This is a genomic window from Sinorhizobium sp. 22678 (assembly GCF_052044265.1).
Taxonomy (GTDB): domain Bacteria; phylum Pseudomonadota; class Alphaproteobacteria; order Rhizobiales; family Rhizobiaceae; genus Sinorhizobium; species Sinorhizobium meliloti_A.
Window position 1 is genome coordinate 1 of sequence record NZ_JBQEMS010000031.1, and the last position, 15,084, is coordinate 15,084.

At 60.0% G+C, this 15,084-nt stretch carries 14 protein-coding genes and 4 pseudogenes; 12 read left to right on the top strand and 6 right to left on the bottom strand.

The features are described 5' to 3' along the window. Window positions 1-276: pseudogene (locus tag ACTJKL_RS28510) on the bottom strand (IS110 family RNA-guided transposase); the annotation flags it as partial. Window positions 277-295: 19 nt separating this feature from the next. Further along, window positions 296-1,141: a pirin family protein gene (locus tag ACTJKL_RS28515; RefSeq protein ID WP_440854393.1), complete on the bottom strand. Its 846-nt coding sequence runs from the start codon at window positions 1,139-1,141 to the stop codon at window positions 296-298. A gap of 83 nt (window positions 1,142-1,224) precedes the next feature. Between ACTJKL_RS28515 and ACTJKL_RS28520 the strand changes: the two genes are divergently transcribed. The 4 genes and pseudogenes from ACTJKL_RS28520 (at window position 1,225) to ACTJKL_RS28535 (ending at window position 4,288) form a co-directional block, all read left to right on the top strand. Continuing rightward, window positions 1,225-2,100 carry a LysR family transcriptional regulator gene (locus ACTJKL_RS28520; protein ID WP_440854394.1) on the top strand — a complete coding sequence of 292 codons (876 nt, stop codon included), beginning with the start codon at window positions 1,225-1,227 and terminating at the stop codon, window positions 2,098-2,100. A gap of 162 nt (window positions 2,101-2,262) precedes the next feature. Beyond that, a complete protein-coding gene (locus ACTJKL_RS28525; RefSeq protein ID WP_440854395.1) occupies window positions 2,263-3,234 on the top strand; it encodes an alpha/beta fold hydrolase in 972 nt (323 codons plus the stop codon). A 74-nt stretch (window positions 3,235-3,308) separates the two neighbouring features. Further along, a pseudogene (locus ACTJKL_RS28530) lies at window positions 3,309-3,932 on the top strand (SLAC1 family transporter); the annotation flags it as partial. Continuing rightward, window positions 3,932-4,288, top strand: a complete 357-nt coding sequence (locus ACTJKL_RS28535) for an SLAC1 family transporter (protein WP_440854430.1) — start codon at window positions 3,932-3,934, stop codon at window positions 4,286-4,288. The pseudogene ACTJKL_RS28530 and the gene ACTJKL_RS28535, both read left to right, overlap by 1 nt. 100 nt (window positions 4,289-4,388) lie before the next feature. Here the strand turns inward: ACTJKL_RS28535 and ACTJKL_RS28540 are convergent. Together ACTJKL_RS28540 and ACTJKL_RS28545 are read right to left on the bottom strand one after the other, a co-directional pair. Further along, window positions 4,389-5,191, bottom strand: a pseudogene (locus ACTJKL_RS28540) (transposase); the annotation flags it as partial. Window positions 5,192-5,200: 9 nt separating this feature from the next. Continuing rightward, window positions 5,201-5,434, bottom strand: a complete 234-nt coding sequence (locus ACTJKL_RS28545) for a hypothetical protein (RefSeq protein WP_440854435.1) — start codon at window positions 5,432-5,434, stop codon at window positions 5,201-5,203. Between ACTJKL_RS28545 and ACTJKL_RS28550 the strand changes: the two genes are divergently transcribed. From ACTJKL_RS28550 to ACTJKL_RS28565, 4 genes and pseudogenes are all read left to right on the top strand, one after another. After that, window positions 5,385-6,056, top strand: a complete 672-nt coding sequence (locus ACTJKL_RS28550) for an XRE family transcriptional regulator (protein ID WP_440854396.1) — start codon at window positions 5,385-5,387, stop codon at window positions 6,054-6,056. The two genes, ACTJKL_RS28545 and ACTJKL_RS28550, sit on opposite strands and share 50 nt — an antisense overlap. Next, the gene (locus tag ACTJKL_RS28555) at window positions 6,057-6,674 is read left to right on the top strand and encodes an RES family NAD+ phosphorylase (RefSeq protein WP_440854397.1); all 618 of its coding nucleotides are present in this window, start codon (window positions 6,057-6,059) and stop codon (window positions 6,672-6,674) included. Window positions 6,675-6,872: 198 nt separating this feature from the next. Next, a pseudogene (locus tag ACTJKL_RS28560) lies at window positions 6,873-7,966 on the top strand (IS1595 family transposase). 421 nt (window positions 7,967-8,387) lie between these two features. Further along, window positions 8,388-9,572 carry an IS110 family RNA-guided transposase gene (locus ACTJKL_RS28565; protein WP_440854398.1) on the top strand — a complete coding sequence of 395 codons (1,185 nt, stop codon included), beginning with the start codon at window positions 8,388-8,390 and terminating at the stop codon, window positions 9,570-9,572. Window positions 9,573-9,922: 350 nt separating this feature from the next. Here ACTJKL_RS28565 and ACTJKL_RS28570 read toward each other — a convergent pair whose 3' ends face one another. After that, window positions 9,923-10,090, bottom strand: coding sequence for an ATP-binding protein (locus ACTJKL_RS28570; RefSeq protein ID WP_440854399.1), 168 nt, complete (start codon window positions 10,088-10,090; stop codon window positions 9,923-9,925). Between the two features lie 156 nt (window positions 10,091-10,246). On the opposite strand from ACTJKL_RS28570, the gene ACTJKL_RS28575 reads away from it, so the two are divergent. Then, the gene (locus tag ACTJKL_RS28575) at window positions 10,247-10,432 is read left to right on the top strand and encodes a hypothetical protein (RefSeq protein ID WP_440854400.1); all 186 of its coding nucleotides are present in this window, start codon (window positions 10,247-10,249) and stop codon (window positions 10,430-10,432) included. A 222-nt stretch (window positions 10,433-10,654) separates the two neighbouring features. Here the strand turns inward: ACTJKL_RS28575 and ACTJKL_RS28580 are convergent, their stop codons facing one another. Further along, window positions 10,655-11,596: a 2-dehydro-3-deoxygalactonokinase gene (locus tag ACTJKL_RS28580; RefSeq protein ID WP_440854401.1), complete on the bottom strand. Its 942-nt coding sequence runs from the start codon at window positions 11,594-11,596 to the stop codon at window positions 10,655-10,657. Between the two features lie 51 nt (window positions 11,597-11,647). Here ACTJKL_RS28580 and ACTJKL_RS28585 point away from each other — a divergent pair, with 51 nt between their 5' ends. Genes ACTJKL_RS28585 through ACTJKL_RS28595 form a run of 3 tightly spaced genes read left to right on the top strand, consistent with a single transcriptional unit; the run spans window position 11,648 to window position 15,074 of the window. Further along, window positions 11,648-12,610: a dihydrodipicolinate synthase family protein gene (locus ACTJKL_RS28585; protein WP_440854402.1), complete on the top strand. Its 963-nt coding sequence runs from the start codon at window positions 11,648-11,650 to the stop codon at window positions 12,608-12,610. Next, a complete protein-coding gene (locus ACTJKL_RS28590; RefSeq protein WP_440854403.1) occupies window positions 12,607-13,776 on the top strand; it encodes a mandelate racemase/muconate lactonizing enzyme family protein in 1,170 nt (389 codons plus the stop codon). Before ACTJKL_RS28585 ends, ACTJKL_RS28590 begins: the two co-directional genes overlap by 4 nt. Window positions 13,777-13,808: 32 nt before the next feature. Beyond that, a complete protein-coding gene (locus ACTJKL_RS28595; RefSeq protein WP_440854404.1) occupies window positions 13,809-15,074 on the top strand; it encodes an ABC transporter substrate-binding protein in 1,266 nt (421 codons plus the stop codon). Window positions 15,075-15,084 lie beyond the last annotated feature (10 nt).

Below are 15,084 nucleotides of genomic sequence, written 5' to 3' on the forward strand. Positions count from 1 at the left end.
GATGTCGCCGATGAACTCCAGCCCCCGGTTGATCTGGATGCGGTCGATCTCCGACACATTGAGCGCGGCGAGTTGCTGACGCCCGGCCTTGCCGAACAGGTCGCCCAGCTTCTTCAACTGTGCCGTCTGCTCCGGATAACGATCAAACACCGTAACGATCCGGTTCTTTGTCATCGTGCGTAGCCGCACGTAGAACATCCGTTCGCGAAGGGCGACGCGAAGCTCTCGCGCCTTGTCTCCAGGAGCCCATGCCTCGGGCACGAGATCGGCCCGAAGACGCGGAACGGCACTCGCACTAGCCACCGAACCTGCTACGCGATGTCCCGGAAAGCGGCACAGGTGGCCGCGACTTGATGGCCCCAGTGTTCCCGCTCGACAGCCCATTCGAGAAGAAGGGGTCGGCCGTATCTGCTGTGACAAGCAAAACGTCTGCAGGTTTTATGGCGACGAGGGAGTTTGCCTGGTCGCTGACCGCCGCGATGTCGCCCCTCTGGAAGCATTTGCCTCCAATCCTGACGTCGCCTTCCATCACGATGAGGACGCGGGCAATGCGGCGATTGGTGTGGGCGGGAAGAAGGTGCGGACCGACGTCAAGATGCGCATCGTGCAGCCAGGCTTTCACCCGCAGAATAAGCGGCGCACGGGTCCGCGCAGCAAGGAGTCTCCATGGTCGAGGCTGCGTTGTGGTTATGTCTACGAACTGAACCATCGGTTCGAGTCCGGAACGTTCCGGCCTGAACACGACGTGGAACGCCTCAACCGGGTCGCGGCCCAGAACCCGCTCCTCGTGCTGAAACGCCGTGCCCGCATTGATCACGCGTAGCCGGGTAGATGAGATCTTCTCCTCGTGCCCCATGCTGTCGAGATGAAGGACCGTGCCGGAGCGTACGTAGCTGAAAATCTCGTCGTCCCTATGAGGGTGCATCGAGGCTACGAACTCTGGAAGCGCATAGGTGCGCTCGATCTTGCCAATCGACGCAAGGCCGCTGTCATCTGGTCCCAGGACGAATCCTGGATAAGTGGTTTCGACCGTGCATCCTTGTTTCCAACTCCCGCTCCGGCGGTCAGGTTTCATTTTCTTCGTGTCCACGCGACGCGCCCTCGATGAATTGGCGGCACTAAGGGCCAGCGCCGCAAGCAAACTCAAGATACCGTCCTCAGGACTGGCACAGTAGCCAGCGACAATGCTATTCGCTGTCGCAGTTGGGGGGACAGGAGCAACGGATGGAAATCGAAGATCTACGGACGTTCGTGGAGGTTGCGGGCGCAGGTGGCGTAAATTCGGCGGCTCGACGTCTAGGGCTTGCCAAATCAATCGTCAGTCGACGCGTGCTGCGCCTGGAGGAGGAACTCGGCGTTCAATTGCTTGCGCGCACGACGCGAGGTTCGGCGTTGACGGAGGCCGGAGCGTTGTTTCGTGATCGTGCGGCGGACGTCTGCTCCACCATTGAGGCCGCGCGTGAGGAGATGTCTCCCGAAGGAGAACTTCAGGGCTTGCTGCGAATCGCGGCCCCTGCCTCGTTTGCCGCACAGCTTGCGCCATCACTTGCGGAGCTCGGGCGGCGTCATCCGGCGCTCCACGTCCATATCCGGTTTAATGATCGCCATGTCGATCTTGTCGCGGAAGGTTTCGATTGCGGCATTCGTGTCGGCTATCTTACTGATTCGAATCTGGTAGCGCGCAAGATCGGCTCACTTGCCGTCCGTCTATACGCCAGCCCGGACTATATTAATCAGCATGGCGCTCCGGGAACGCCGGCCGACATTTTGAAACACAACGCAATCACGCCAGGAACGGACGCGTGGACTTTCACCAGCGGCGACAAGACTGTCACGGTCCATCCTCAGGGCCGTTTCAAGGCTGATAGCGCGCATGTCCTCGTGGAGGCTGCCGTCGCGGGAATAGGTATCGTTGCTATGGGGGACATCGTCGCTGATCCATACGTCGCGAAGGGCGCTCTTGTTCCGATCATGACAGATTATAAGCTTCCTCCTGTCGGCATTTATATCGTCAGACCACCTGGGCAAAATCCGGCCCGAAAAGTCCGGGTACTCATCGACCTGCTGGTGCAGGAATTTTCGACAGGCAAAGTTGCGTAAGAGGTCGCTGTTCGCAACACGTGGGCTGCCCAGCTCGGCCACACTCATACCGTGAGACGCAATAATCTCTTGTCCAATACGAACATTCTCCTCTCACGATGAAAGGGCGATGGTGGTTGCAGGCAACAAGCCGCCTGTAACCCACCACCGAGGAGAACCACAATGTCTCGCACGCTTGCCGCCCTGCTTCTCGCATCCGCCAGCATCTTTGTCTCGATCTCCGCCGGCACAACGTTTGCCGAAACACCTGCAATCACTCAGCAGGCGCCTGCGACGACCCACTATCGTTCCATGAAGATCGACGGAGTCAACGTCTTCTATCGCGAAGCCGGCCCGGCTGATGCGCCTGTCGTGGTCCTTCTTCACGGCTTTCCGACATCGTCTCACATGTTCCGTAACCTGATCCCGCTGCTCGCAGACCGCTACCGGATTATCGCCCCCGACTATCCGGGCTTCGGCCAGAGCGATGCTCCCGATCACACAAAGTTCGAATATTCCTTCGGCCACTATGCCGACATCGTTGATACGCTGCTCACTCAGCTCGGCGCCGCCAAGTACTCGATGTATGTCATGGATTATGGTGCACCTGTCGGCTACCGGCTGGCGCTCAAGCATCCGGACCGTGTCACCGGACTGATTGTCCAGAACGGCAATGCCTATGACGAAGGCATCCGCGATTTCTGGAACCCGATCCGCACCTACTGGAAGTCGGGGGCAAAAGAGGACCGGGAAGCACTTTCCGTCCTCGTCGCGCCTGAGACGACCAAGTTCCAGTACACAGATGGCGTCAAGGATCTAACACGCATCAGCCCCGATAACTGGGTTCACGATCAGGCGCTTCTAGACCGGCCTGGAAACAAGGATATCCAGCTCGACCTGTTCTACGATTACCGCACCAACCTACCGCTCTACCCCCAGTTCCAGGCATTCTTCCGCGATCGCAAGCCGCCGACGCTGATCGTCTGGGGCAAGAACGATCAGATCTTCCCCGAGGAAGGTGCACACCCCTATCTGCGGGATCTTCCTGAAGCAGAGTTCCATCTCCTCGATACGGGACATTTCGCGCTTGAGGACAAGTTGGACGAGATGGCGCCGCTGATCCGAAGCTTCCTCGACCGCAAGGTAGCGAAATGAAATCGCTGGGCTTCCTGCACCAGTCGAAAGCGGGTTCAGGAAGCCTTCACGAGGGAAGGAGCCTTACAATGGTCATGCACTTCGTTAACTGCCCCGCCTCAACCGACCGGGTTCTCACGCGCATACCCGCGTCGTTCTTCAGTATCGTTGTCGGTCTGGCCGGCTTCGCCGGTAGCTGGCGCGCCGCTTCCGATGTCTGGGGACTAACGCCTGTTCCCGGTGAGACGCTCAACGCCCTCGCAGGTTCGATCTGGTTATTCCTCGCGATCACTTACGGCGCAAAATGGCTGACCGCACGCCAAGATGCGCAAGCTGAGCTGAACCACCCGATTCAGGGCCTCTTCGTGGGACTGGCAGGTGTCGCCACGATGCTTGTTGCTCTCGGCGCATTCCCATATTCTCATGCCATTGCGATCGCAATCTTCGTGCCTGGAGTGCTTGCCACGTTCGGCTTCGCCTTGTGGAAGACAGGCAGGCTTTGGCAGGGAGGACGCGATCCAGAACACTCCATCCCGGCTCTCTATCTTCCCCTTGTCGCGGGCTCTTTCGTCACGTCGATGGCCTTGGGTTCATTTGGCTGCCACGAGCTGGCCAAGCTCGCGTTCGGTGCAGGGTTCTTCGCGTGGCTTGCGATTGATTCGGTTGTTCTGCACCGGTTTTTGCATGCTCCGGAGCTGTCTCACGAGTTGCGTCCCACATTCGGCGTTCAGCTTGCACCTCCAGCCGTCGGAAGTGTCGCCTACCTTTCGACAGGCGTACCTCCAGACACGCTCTTGTATGGCATGCTGGGCTACGGCCTGCTCCAGGCTGCCATCCTTGTTCGAAGCACGGATTTTCCGTTTCGTACTGGTCGTTCACGTTCGGAGCCACGGCACTCGCGAGTGCAATGGCGCGAGCAGCTGGTAAGACTGAGGATCCGGCGATAACCAGCCTTGCGATCGGTCTGTTCGTCCTCACCAACCTGATCATGCTGGCCATCCTCGCGGGAACAGCAGTGCTGACGGGCTCAGGCTCTCTACTGCCGGCAACAATTCCAAAAGGGGAAGACAAGTAGTACCGGAGGAGCCGAGGTCCACCTTGCATTGCCTCCTGTCAATCGGCACTGAACTTTGGCTCTGACGCAGATTTGGTGCAATTCTCTCATGTCGCGCCAATCAGGAAAGAAGATCAAGCTTTCCGCGTCCGTACATCTGGCGCTTTACCAGCTTGAGCTTGGTGATCTGCCCCTCGGTTTGTCCATTGGACCATGGTGAGACGATCGCTGCCCGAACTGCCTGTATGTCTTTCGCCACGCCATTGCCAAAGGAGGAGACCAAACTGTCGCGGGCGCGGTCGATCCACGGCGCGAGCTCGTTTTCCGCCTTGCGCCGGATCATCAGATGGAAGTCGGCAATGATATCGCGAGCCGTAACCAGCAAGGGGACACCGCTTTCGATCGCGGCGATGGTGACGGTTTCGGATTTCGTCAGGTTGTCTCAGCTGGCTGTCAAAGGCGGGCAATCGTTCGGGCGGAGGGAATGCGGGTCAACGATTCCGCATCCGCCTTGTCGGCCCGCTTTCGTCGTGTGGCCCATTCACTCACGACCCGGCGCGAACCACGAAAACCCTGTGTTCTCAAACGCCGCCATAGCTCAGTGCCGTTCCTCTTGCCGGCAGCCCATTGCGCGTCGAGCCATTCGAGATAGGGCTCCAACGAGCTTTCTCTCGATCGAAAGACATCGTTTCGTTGCCCTCTGAGCACCTGGCGGACCAAGCCGCGGCTATGACCGGTACGGCGCACGATTTCCTTGATCGTGACACCGTCCTTTACGAGCGCCATGATGGCCGCGTTGGTCTGTTCTCGCCGGAGATAGCCTTCGTATTGAAGGCGTTCGGCCGCGGTCAGCAACTTCGGATTGACGCGCGTTGCACCGAGTGTTTTGCGGATTTGCCGCATCGATTTGCGGACGGCGTCCAGGAGCAAATTTTACGGGCGCTGCCGTTTGAGGGCTAGAAGGCCCTGGCCCCAAGGAAAGGAGGACGTCATGTCTTCCGTCGAAAACAATATCTCACCCGCCGATTTTGCCGGATGATGCTTGATATTTACGAACTTAACAAACTTGACGAACTTCTGCATCTTGCCTAAATTGTAGCGCAGGAGGCTGAAGACCATGCCCACTACGAAAACTGTTGCCAAAGAGCCCCGAGGTTCTTCCAACATTGCGCTCTCGATGAAGCTACCCCGGAAGGCAGATTTCGAGAAGGCGTTGATCAGGCAATACGCTAAGGCGATAAAGCTGAGCCGAAAGGCCGGCCATCAGGTCAGTTTCCGTGTCGTCGTGGATCCGCTGGCCGGAGCACAGACGATTTCAGTTGTTGAAGAAGAACCGCAGGCTCATCAGGATGCTTTTCCGGTAGAAGAGGTGCCAGAGCCGGATGACGAGCTCCAGGCAGCGTTGACTGCTGCACGGGAGCGCGGCCGGCGTCGGGTGGCGGAGATTCTCGCGGAGAATGATATGCTGAGCGCCGAAGCGTTCGCGGACCTGCTCGGCGTTTCGCGTGTCACGGTCAATACAAAGCGCCAGAACGGGCAGGTTCTTGGCCTCGACGGAGCCAAGCGGGGCTTCCGTTTTCCGTCATGGCAACTCGACCGGGACGGTCGGCCCTATGCCGTACTTCCGAAACTGCACGAGATCCTCGGCGGTGCATGGGCGGTTTATCGCTTCCTTGTCACGCCGCATGGCGCTTTGGATGGCCGAAAGGCTCTCGATGCGCTGAAACGCGGTCAGGACGATGAAGTGGTTGCAGCGGCTGAGAGTGTCGCCCGCGGTGATTTTCTCTGAATGACCGCAATAAAGCCGCCTCCGGGTTTCGAGAATTCCCTTCTCGACATCGAAACCATTCCTGCCGGTCGTCGATTTGGACGTATCTATGCGAGCGCCTTTCCCGACCCGTTAGGATATGGAAAGACGCCGAGCCGGTTCAGTGATCCCCGCCGGCGTGACCCGGGAAGGCGGTTTGGCGTCGTCTATTTGGGCGACACACTCAAGGTCTGCTTCCTGGAAGCGGTCCTGCGTGATAGGCGCGATGGTCTCATGGGCGATCTCCCGATCGAGGAGAAGGAGATCTACACGCGGCGCTATGCAGAGATCGAGACAATCGCAGGTCTCCGCCTTGTTGATCTCCGCGAGGACCACGCGATCAGAATGGGAGTGCCGACGGATGTCGCGAAATCTTCCCGCCAAACCCTTGCGCGGGCATGGTCGCTTGCCTTCCATGAGCACCGATCCGTGCCGGACGGCATCATTTATCCATCCCGCCTGAATGGACATACAAATCTCGCGATCTTTGACCGCGCCATCTCAAAATTGTCAGCGGTACGGGTGGTGCCGTTGATTGGAGCACCAGGCCTTGCCACCGTCATAAACGATCTTCGCGTGAGCCTCGTAGACATCATCTGAGATCACCATGGCCGAAAGTCTTGATCCCATGTGGCTCTTGTGGCGATCACTTAGAGCGGAAGGCGTGTTCCTAGGTTGTTCTCTTTGGGCCAAAATAATCGCATAATGTATCGGGCCTTTATCAACCAAAGACAGCAAGAAGCTTGATGTTCAAGGGCTACGATGCGATTCTTCGGGCATGATCCGAAGGAGATGAGAATGTCGGAGATGCTTGCAGCGCTTACCAACATTCGGACCGCTGAAGATATGGTCGTGGCCTTTCGCGATGAGGAGCAGTGTCGGCGATTGCTGGAAAGCATGGTTTGGCCGGCCGGGAGAGTTTGCCCTGCCTGTGGTTACAAGCGCTCGATCGCAATCGCCGGGCGCGATATGGGCAAGCGGCGTGCGCGTCCGGGTCTCTATCAATGCTCCAGCGGCGATTGTCGATTCCAGTTCACGGTGACGACACACACGCCGCTGCACTCCACAAAGCTTCCTCTGAGTGTTTGGCTGAAGGGCATGTGGCTCATGCTGCAGTCGGATAAAGGTTTGTCCTCGGTGCGCCTGGCCGAGGCTCTGGGGGTGAGCCAGCCGACGGCCTGGCGGATGGGACACGCGCTGCGTCTCATGGCGGCGCGCGAGCACATGCTCGATGGCACGGTGGAGGTCGACCATTTTTATCTTGGTGGGCGCGCAAGAATAAATCCGGAAGATCCGCCGCCTGGACGAGGCCGAAAAGGTCTGCCGAATACCCAGAAGACGCCTGTCATGGTGATCGTGCAGCGACCAGATGACGTCACACCCGGCACTCCGGCCGGTGACGCGCGTGCTGCGGTAGTGACGGGTCTTCGCTCCGAGCAGCGGCGCGCGCCGCCGAAGCGCAGATTGACCCCGACGCCTATTTGATGAGCGATGAGGCGACAGCGTTCATGGCCCTTGGCGAGAACTATGCCAGGCATGACACTGTGAAGCATTCCAGCCGCGAATACGTTCGTGACGCCGTTCATGTCAATTCGGTCGAAGGTTTCAATGCCCGCGTCCGCCGCACCATTGCCGGTGTCTTTCATCATATCAGCCCGCAGCACGCTGACCTGTATTTCCACGAGATCGGCTTCCGCTGGTCACAGCGCATTGTGACGGGCCAGGCTGTTCGGAAAACCCGAAACGGCAGGGAACGGATGAAAACCCTGTGGTCGCGAGTGCCGCCGGCGCTGCAATTGCTGCAAATCTTTCGCGCCGCGACCGGCCGTCAACTGCGCAGAAGTCGGGATGGTGGGATCATCGTCAAATCAGCAGTCGCTGTCTTTGGTTGATAAGGGCCATGTACCCACGGGAACTGACGTTCACTCGCATGATCGCCTTGGACGCGGCGATGAGTCCAGTCCCATCAAGGCGGATCCCGAAAATACAGATGATCTGACGTTTCGCTTCCCTTGGCCGGGTCCGGCGTGCGATGCGGCCGAGCTTGGTTGACTATCGCCTCGGCAACGACGGGGAAAACGCCAGATACTCTTTCGGTGCGAGTGAGCGCCTCTGAGAGTTGCGGTTCTCGCGTAGTCATGTTGAGCCAGCGCAAGACTGATCAGCGACGATCTTCAGCGCCTCGACGCCATAGTGCGCATTTCGCAAAAGCCGGACAGGGATTCCGCTAAGATCCCATGGGGAGTGAATAGCGGCCGTCGCTCTGGCAAAGTGAGGCTGCGATAACGCACTCACCTCATAGGAGACGCCGTTATGGAAGCTGTAACTTCCCAACCGCATACGCCGGCCGCTATCCGCACTGATCTTGCCGCAATATTCGTATCATTGGAACTCTCTCGCTCAACCTGGCTGATCACATCGTTGTCGCCGGGAAATGGCGAGAAGATGTCGAAGCACTCGGTGGCTGGCGGCGATGTAGCGGCATTGCTGCATCGTTTTGCGCAGCTCCAAGACAAGGTGCGATCTCGTACGGGCAATCATGTTCCGATCGTGAGCATTCAGGAAGCCGGACTTGACGGCTTCTGGATCGATCGTGTGCTGAAGGCGAACGGGATAGAAAGTTACGTCGTCGATCCAGCGTCGATAGCAATCTCGCGCAGGCGCCGGCGAGCGAAGACGGACAAATTGGATGGTGAGGCGCTGGTCCGAGCACTGTTGGCTTTCAAGCGCGGAGAGCCGCGGGTGTGCGCTATGGTCAACCCACCAAGCCCCGAGGAAGAAGATCGCCGTCGCATTTGCCGGGAGCGCAAGGTTCTGATCGCCGAGCGCGTCAAACATGTCAATCGCATCAAGGGTCTGCTCTTTGGTCAGGGCATCAGTGGTTACGAGCCGCTGCGCAAGAACCGGCGCAAGCAACTGGACGAGCTTCACACGGGTGATGGCCGTCCTTTGCCGACCCACCTCAAAACTCAAATAAGCCGTGAACTTGATCGCCTCGAATTGTTGCTAGAGCAAATTACAGCGGTGGAGAACGAGCGGGATACGCTCCTGGCGGCGCAAAGGGACAGCGTGGCGGCAACGGCAACGCTGATCCCCGCTGGGGCGATGTTGTGCGACGTCAAAGGCATTGGTCTAGAACTTGCGGCTGTTCTCTGGACCGAAGGGCTGTTTCGCCATTTTGACAACCGGCGACAGGTTGCTGCGTACGCGGGGCTGGCACCAACACCCTGGCAGAGTGGAACCATCGATCACGAGCAAGGCGTCTCGAAGGCGGGCAACCCGCGCCTGCGCACCACGATGATCCAACTGTCGTGGTTGTGGTTACGCCATCAACCGCAGTCAGCGTTGAGCCTGTGGTTTACGGCTCGCGTGCAATCCAGCGGTGGGCGCACGAAGAAGAGCGCGATCGTGGCGCTAGCACGCAAACTATTGGTTGCTCTATGGAAATATGTGACTGCCGGCGTTGTCATCGAGGGCGCGGTGTTAAAAACCGCCTGACGATCCATAGAAAGCCAAATTCCGAAATCTTCCAGGAGCGATCAATCCTGGCGGATCCAGGGGGACGAACCGATCCGCGACATGGCTTCAAACGCCGCTGCTAAGAATGGTTTCGTTCTCCTGAGCCCTTGCCGCTACGCAAGCGGGATCATGGTGCAGCCCTGAAACGGCGACCGAATGTGAGTTTGAACCGGCGTTGGGAACAGGTCGGGCTACGCGAACAGGCTCAGCCTTGGATACCGAAAAAAGAAAAGGAAAATTGCATGGACGTCTAAAAGACCTTGACCCGGCAATCCCCATGTGAGTCGTGGACAGTTTGGCGGCGGTGGTCCTTGGGTGCCTAGTTGTCTTCATGGGTGATTGATTTCGCCAATTTCGGCGCCGGTAAAGAGCGGGGGCGCTTTTTGCTTTCGCATGCTGTCGCCCTGGAGGGTGATCCGATGGGCATTGTGAACGATCCTGTCGAGAATGGCGTCGGCGACGGTGGCATCGGCGATCAGGTCATGCCATCTGGCCACCGGGACCTCGGGCGGTGATCAGGGTGGATTTGCGTCGATAGCCGCGATCTCGCAGCAGCGGCAGGCCTGCCTTGATGTTGTCGGCATTGACGCGGTCGCCGAGCGCGCAATGACTGACCGCGATACCCGCTTGGCCCGCCGGCGCCGATGCGGCGAATGGACCACAAGCGCGCCGGCACCGCGATCGGCGTCACGAACTTCTTCGCCTACCTATTCGCAGGCCCGGGCGAGCCGCTGATCTGCGGCCTCATGGATAGACACGGCGATACGTCGCTGGTGTTCCTGATCGTCGCCATTGCGAGCGCGGTCAGCGCGAGGGTTGCTCTCTTTATTCGCCGTTGACCTCTTCCTCCCATCCGGCGGACGCAAAACGGCGCCGGATGTCTGACGGCGATCTCCGGGCCTCCACTTCGGAGAGTGCCGATTTTTTTTTCAGGAGCATCGGAAGGGGCCACTATTCTGCCCCGACGGTCATGGCCGGCAAACATCGCGGGATGGATCTGGGGAAGCGTTCCGCCGCGTCGTCCGTCCACATTGGCGGCCAGCAGTCGTGAGATCGCTTTTCTATTTCGCGGCAACGGGGCCGCGCCGCGAGATCCTCAGCGCGCCGCGGATCGCCGCGTCGGCCGGCGCGGGCGCGAGTTTCAGGCCGAAGGCTCGTGCCACTCTCGCATAGACCTCGACAAGATCGTCGTCGCCGACGACTGCGATCGTGTCACCCTCCTCGAACCAGCCACAGGTCCGGGCCTCCACGAATTCCCACCCGATGATGAGACCGCAAAGGCGGCTTTTCATCTCGTCCCGCGCAATCGCGCCCGCAAGCCAGCCGGTCCTGACGGCAAAGAGTCGGGTCAACAAGCCGCCGGCCCGTGTGCTCTCTTCCTGCGCTAGCGCAATGCCTTCCGCGAAGGCTGGAGCGGCGTGATCTCGTTCGGCGGTGGCGACTTTCGACAGGAATGAATGGTCGGCCAGCGTCGAATAGATCTCACCGGTGACGAAGGTGCGGAACCGCTCGATGTGGCCGCCGCGGATTTCGGCCCATTTAGCATGGGTGCCGGGAAGGACGACGATCATGTCCCGGTCCAGGCCGAAACCGACAAGCTGCGTCTCCTCTCCGCGCATGACATCCGGAAAGGGGAATGCGGTGGGATCCGTCACGCCAGGCAGGAAGGTGATTCTATCCCCTTCCGGAAGGCCATCGGTTCGGGCCGCTGCGGCCAGATCCGCTGGCGTTGCCGGGGTCGGCACATAGGGCATCTCGATCCATCCGTTGCGGCTTCCGATCATCCCTGCCGCCACGATATCGAGTGTCCCATACTCGGCGCGCCAGGATGCAAGCGCCTCGCTGACGAAGCGCCCATGCTCGCCTTTCGCCACGGTTTGAATGCCCCGTTCGACTTCCTTTTGATCGACGAGCGAGCCGTCGGATCTCACCAGGCAAGCCCGAAAGCCTGTGGTGCCCCAATCGAGCACGACCGTGACGGGTTCGAAAGCAGCGTTGGACAAGGTCGATCTCCTTTGAAGTTCGATGATTGACACGGCCTATCATCTCCGCGTATGGTCCACAATATAGAAAATAAGTCTCACGATACGGACCGTCACATGCAGCTCACAGGAATTCTCCCGGTTCTCCCGACCCCCTTCACCGAAACGGGTGTCGACCTTGCTGCCATGCGCCGTATCATCCGTTTCGCTCTGGACGCGGGCGTGGCGGGTGTGGTCTTCCCGGGCTTTGCAAGCGAGGTGGAGACGTTGACGGGGGAGGAGCGTCAAGCCCTTCTCGAGGTGGTCGCGACCGAGGTGGGGGACCGCGTTCCGATCGTGGCCGGCGCCAGCGCGCCGACTGTGGACGAGGTCGTCTCGTATGCTCGACAGGCGCTCGGGCTCGGGATCACGCGGCTGATGATCCAGCCGCCGAAATCGATCGGTGCCGGCGCCGGTGCGGTGACGGCTTTTCTCACGGCCGCGACCGCGCAGTTGCCCGAGGCGGAAATCATCCTTCAAAACGCCCCGGCGCCGCGTGGCTCGGATCTCGCTCCCGAGGCAGTCCTCGAGGTCGTCCGTCGGGTTGCCGCCGTTCGCTACGTCAAGGAGGAGACGCTGCCCGCGGGTCCGGCGATTACGGCCATCCTGGCGAACGCACCGGAGCATCTGCTTGGCGTCATCGGCGGCGGAGGAGCCCGCTACATTCTGGACGAGTACGATCGGGGCGCCTGTGCCGCCATGCCGGCACTGGAAATCGCCGATCTGCATGCCGCACTCGACCGCAGTTACCGTGACGGCCGTGGAAGCGAAGCGCGAGCGCTTTACGTCAAGTCTCTGCCTCTGCTGGTGTTACAGGCCGTTTACCGCATGCGCCTGACAAAGCATGTGCTCGGCTTGCGCGGGGTTCTCGACAACCCCATTGTACGCGCGCCGACACCGGATCTCGATGCTTTGGCCGTGCGGGACATCGAACGATGCTTCCAGGAGTGTGGCCTCGGGTCCGTCGGGGCGGACAAATGGAGGCGGGCGAAATGACCGATCGCGTCAAAAAGATTGAAAGCTTCACTCTGACGCTGCCGCGGGAGACGCCCTATCTGGGCAAGTCGCGTCCGGGCGAGGAGCCGAACGGGCGCGGCTATCTGGTGCGCAAGGGCAACCGTACCGTCTATCCGACATTCGATCGCAGCGTGCTTGTGCGCATCGAAACCGAGAATGGCGCCGTCGGATGGGGCGAGACCTACGGGCTGGTTGCCCCGCGCGCGACGATGGAGATCATCGAGGATCTTCTCGCGGATTTCACGATCGGCCGCGACCCCTTCGATGCGGCGGCGATCCATGACGATCTGTACGACCTCATGCGGGTGCGCGGCTATACCGGCGGCTTTTACGTCGATGCGCTCGCTGCGGTCGACATCGCCCTGTGGGATCTGGCCGGCAAACTCGCGGGACTGCCTGTCTGCAAGCTTCTCGGAGGGCAGAGGCGCGATCGGATCGCGGCCTATATCTCCGGACTGCCGGAGGATACGCGCGCCAAACGCGCCGAACTCGCTGCGGGCTGGCAGGCCAGGGGCTTTTCATCCTTCAAATTCGCGTCTCCGGTCGCCGACGATGGCGTCGCCAAGGAGATGGAAACCCTGCGCGAAAGGTTGGGTCCCGCCGCGCGCATCGCATGCGACATGCATTGGACCCATACTGCAAGCGAGGCCATCGCGCTCATCAAGGCGATGGAACCGCACGGGTTGTGGTTCGCCGAAGCGCCGGTGCGCACCGAAGATATCGACGGCTTGGCCCGGGTTGCCGCGAGTGTCCCGACGGCCATAGCGGTCGGCGAGGAATGGAGAACCGTCTACGATATGGTGCCGCGCGTTTCTCGCGGTGTGCTCGCGATCGTGCAGCCTGAAATGGGCCACAAGGGGATCACGCAATTCATGCGCATCGGCGCATATGCCCATGTCCACCACATCAAAGTCATACCGCACGCAACGATCGGCGCCGGCATTTTCCTTGCTGCGAGCCTGCAGGCGAGTGCGGCGCTGGCGAATGTCGACTGCCACGAGTTCCAGCATTCGATCTTTGAACCCAACCGGCGGCTTCTCGTCGGCGATATGGATTGCCTGAACGGCGAGTACCTCGTGCCGACCGGTCCGGGTCTGGGCGTCGAGCCGTCCAAGGAGGCTCAGGGGCTGCTCAAGAAGCATTGAAAGAAAATACTCTCGGAGGAGTGGAGGAGAAAATGAAGTCCATTGGAAGATGCGCCCTCGCGGCAACGGTAACCGCCATGCTTGCCTGCACCGCCTCGGCGGTGCCCGCAAGCGCGGAAGTGCTCAAATTCGTGTCATGGCAGAAGGACGAGAAAGGCATCGGCGACTGGTGGGGTACGGTGATCAAGGAGTGGGAGGCGAATCATCCGGGCAACACGATCGAGTGGACCAAGGTCGAGCGCAGCGCCTACTCCGACACGATGACGACGCTGTTTGCCGGCGGCACCCCACCGGATATTGTCCACCTGGCATCGTTCGAGTTCCAGACGTTCGCCAATAACGGCTGGCTTGAGGATCTTGGGCCCTGGGTCGAGAAGGCGGGGCTTAATCTCGACGGCTGGAGCGGGCAGGACATCTGCACGTTCCAGGGTACGACCGTCTGCATCATGATGCTCTATTACGGCACCATCTTCGGCTACAACGAGGAGATGCTGAAGCAGGCGGGCGTCGACGTACCCACGAATTACGAGGAATTCCTTGCCGCGGCCCGGGCGACGACCAAGGACTTGAACGGTGATGGCATTGTCGACCAGTTCGGGACCGGCCACGAAACCAAGGGCGGCGGCGGCCAGTACATAGCCGAGATGGCGAGCTACCTTTTCGACGCCGGCGCGCGCTTCACCAATGCGGAAGGCGAGGTGACCATAGATACCCCTGAGATGGTCGAGGGGCTGACGCGCTGGAAGACTGTGGTCAAGGAAAACCTGACGCCGCGCGATCTATCGGCTGGCGAAGTCCGCAAGCTCTTTGCCGATGGCAAGATTGCGCTGAAGGTCGACGGACCCTGGATCTATTCCATCATGCAGCAGGGAGCGGCGAAGGATAAGTTGAAGCTCGCCAGCGTTCCCTTCGACCCGCCGCTCGGCGGCTCCTCCAACATTCTCGCCATGCCGAGCGAGATCTCCGACGAGAAGAAACAACTCGTCTGGGACTTTATCGCCATTGCGACCTCCGACAAGTTCCAGACCAGCTTTGCGACGCTTGCGGCCTCCACGCCGCCGAGCCCGCGTGCGGATCTTACGCAAGCCAAAGCGCAGATCCCGCATTTCGATCTGATGGCGCAGTCGCAGAAGGCGGCGGCAGAGCACAAGATCGACCGCATTCCGATCGGCCTCGAGATCCAGTTCAACGAGTTCTCGAAGATGATCCAGGAGGAGTCGCAGAGAATGATCATCGAAGACCTCGATCCTGCTGCGGTCGCCAAGACAATGCATGAGAAGGCCGAGGCGCTTCGATAGACGTTTGCCG